Genomic DNA, 2777 nt, shown 5'->3' with positions numbered 1-2777 from the left:
GGGCCTGTCGATGCGTGGCCACCGCGTGCTGTTGGTCGATCTCGATCCCCAGGGCTCCGCCACGACGCTGTTCGGCGTGCTGCCGGATGCCGAAGTCGAGACCGAGCACACGGCCATGTCGCTGTTCACCGGCGATCAGGAAAACCTGAAGTACGCCGTCCGTCCCACCTACTGGCCGAACATCGACCTGGTGTGCGCGGCCCCCCTGCTCTACGGTGCGGAATTCCACCTGCCGGCGCGCCAGGCCCGGGATCCCGGCTTCGAATTCTGGCGGGTGCTGGACCGCGGGCTGGACCTGCCGCGCGAGGAGTACGACGTCATCGTGATCGACACGCCACCCTCGCTGAGCTACGTGACCATCAACGCGCTGATGGCGGCGGACGGCGTGATCATGCCGCTGCCGCCGTCGGCGCTGGACTTCGCGAGCTCGGCCCAGTTCTGGGACCTGTTCTCGGACCTGTGCAACCAATTGGTCCGCAGCCGCGGCAAAGACAAGAGTTTCGAGTTCATCGACGTCCTGTTGTCGCGTGTCGAGGCATCGGACACCGCCAGTTCGGTGGTGCGGCAGTGGGTGCTCGAGGGCTATGGCGACAAGGTACTGCCGATCGAGATCCCGAAGACCGCGGTGGCGGCGACGGCGAGCGCCGAGTTCGGCACGGTCTACGATCTGCCGCGGGGGTCGGTCAACTCCAAGACCTTCTCACGGGCCAGGGTGGCCTACGACCGGATGTGCGAACTGATCGAGCAGCAGATCGAGGCGGTCTGGGCGCGTCAGGTCGCGGAGCGGCAAGTTCTGGAAACGGCGGTTTGACATGGGATTGAAAGACAAAGCTTCCAAGATCGACTTCGCGTCGATCATGCCGACTGCGCAGCCCAATCCGGAGCTCGCAAAGCCCAAGACGGCGCCCGGCGCGATGATGGCATTTGCCAACGATCAGCGCTCGGATCTGTTGCGGGAGAACGACCAGCTTCGAGTGCGCGCAGCGCAGGTGGACGAACTGGAAGGGCGCCTGAGCGAAGTCAGCGAGGAACTGCGCAGCTGGGATGGCGCGCTGCCGGCACGCCTCATCGACACCGCCGACATCGCGCGCAGCGAGTTCGCCAACCGGCATGCGTCGGCTTTCGAAGGAAAGCTGTTCGAGGATTTCAAGCGCGAGATCCAGGAGGCTGGCCGGAACTCGCAGCCGATCAAGGTTCGCGCGATCGCGAATCCAGGCGATGGCCCGCGCTACGAACTGGTGTTCGGGCACCGGCGTTACGAGGCTTGCCGCCAGATCGGCTTGCCGGTCTGGGCGGTGGTCGAGAACCTGGACGATCGGGCGCTCATCGAGGAGATGGACCGGGAGAACCGGGGCAGGGCGGATCCTTCGCCCTGGGAGCAGGGCATGACGTACCTGCGCGCGCTCGACAAAGGTGTCTATCCCTCGAACCGGCAGATGGCGGCGGCGCTGGGCGTCGACATCAGCAATCTCGGCAAGGCGCTGGCGCTGGCTCGACTGCCTGCGACGGTCATTGCGGCCTTTCCGACGCCGCAATCGATCCAGCTGGCCTGGGCAACCGATCTCGGCAAGGCGATGATCGAAGACGAATCGGGTTTGCTCGCGCGGGCGCAGGCCCTGTCGATGGACAAAGGCGTGCTGCCCGCCAAGAGTGTTTTTGCCGGGCTGGTGTCGCCGCCTTCGGTGGTGCCCGAGGCCGCTCCGCTGCCGGCACAGGCCAGCCATGCGCTGAAGGTGGCTGGCCAGAAGGTGGGCTCCTTGAGGTTCGACGCCATCGGGCGGCCCTCGGTGAGGCTGTCGATCAAGCTGAACCAGGATCAGCAGAAGGCTCTGATCAAGGCGATGCAGGGATTTGTCGATTCGATCTGAGTGTCGGGCTGAAGGCAAAGGGGGGGTAGTTTCAAACTACCCCCCTTTTTTTTGGGGTCCGGCACCGAACCGTGGAGGGGGTAGTTTCAAACTACCCCCGGCCCGCAGTGATCAGGAGCGACCCGCCTCGATGCGTTCCAGCGACGCGAGAATCTCCGCCAGCGTCGATTTCATGATGCCCATGTCCCGATCGCGGCGTGCCTCGGCCAAGGGGTCGAAGCCGGGCCCCGCGGCCTGCGCGCCGCCGGCAAAGCCGTCCTTGGCGCGTGCCACCACATCGTCCAGTTTGGTAATGAGGTTGTTGCGCAGCGTCGAGAACTGGGCGAGCTCCCGACGCACCGCAGCCATTTCCCGCGTCAGCATCGCAAGCTGCTCCTGAACCTCCTGAACCTCCTGCAGCACTGGCTCCGGCGTGGCCACCGCGGGTGCCTGCACCGAGGGCGGGGGCGAGATGGGGCCGAGGGCGGAGCGGAAGTGGTCGGCGGTGCGGGCCACAGCCAGTTCGAGGACTGCGTGGGAATCGGACTCGGCCAGGAAAGGCCACAGTTCGTACACGCGTCCGATCGCCGCCGCGGTGCGCAGCCTGAGACCGGGACGACCGCTGCGCCGCGGTCGTTGCAGCGCTTCGTGGGTGAGCGAGGAGGGCGCTTCGCTCGTGTCGATCTCCGCCTGGCTGGCCATGCAGGCCCTGAATGCACCTGCGGCGCTCCACTTCTTGAGGGAAGCATCGGCGGGTGCGCGCACGCCATGGATCAACGTCAGGATGCGGCCGAGTTCTGCCAAAGTGCAGACGGCTGGCCACCCTTGGCTGGCCACGACTTCCCTGGCGGATTCTTCATTCTGATTGGCCGGGGAATGGTCGGCAGGGCTCGCCAGGCGAATGTCGACGAAGACTGGAGTGGGCTGCAT

General features: G+C 65.8%; 3 protein-coding genes. 2 read left to right on the top strand and 1 reads right to left on the bottom strand.

Annotated elements, in window-relative coordinates; all coding sequences use genetic code 11:
• Nucleotides 1-811 (top strand): ParA family protein (locus AC1D2K_RS33025; protein ID WP_478094437.1); only part of this gene is annotated, 811 nt, incomplete at its 5' end.
• A 1-nt stretch (nt 812) separates the two neighbouring features.
• On the top strand, nt 813-1868 hold the full coding sequence (locus tag AC1D2K_RS33020) for a ParB/RepB/Spo0J family partition protein (RefSeq protein ID WP_478094435.1): 1056 nt from the start codon (nt 813-815) through the stop codon (nt 1866-1868).
• A gap of 111 nt (nt 1869-1979) precedes the next feature.
• On the opposite strand, the gene AC1D2K_RS33015 is transcribed toward AC1D2K_RS33020, so the two are convergent.
• Nucleotides 1980-2777, bottom strand: a 798-nt coding sequence (locus tag AC1D2K_RS33015) for a hypothetical protein (RefSeq protein WP_478094433.1), incomplete at its 5' end; no start/stop codon positions are given.

The sequence above is a fragment of the Variovorax sp. P1_H12_2 genome (assembly GCF_056405335.1).
Note: the sequence above shows the minus strand (reverse complement) of the source record. Positions and strands in the feature narration are given on the sequence as shown.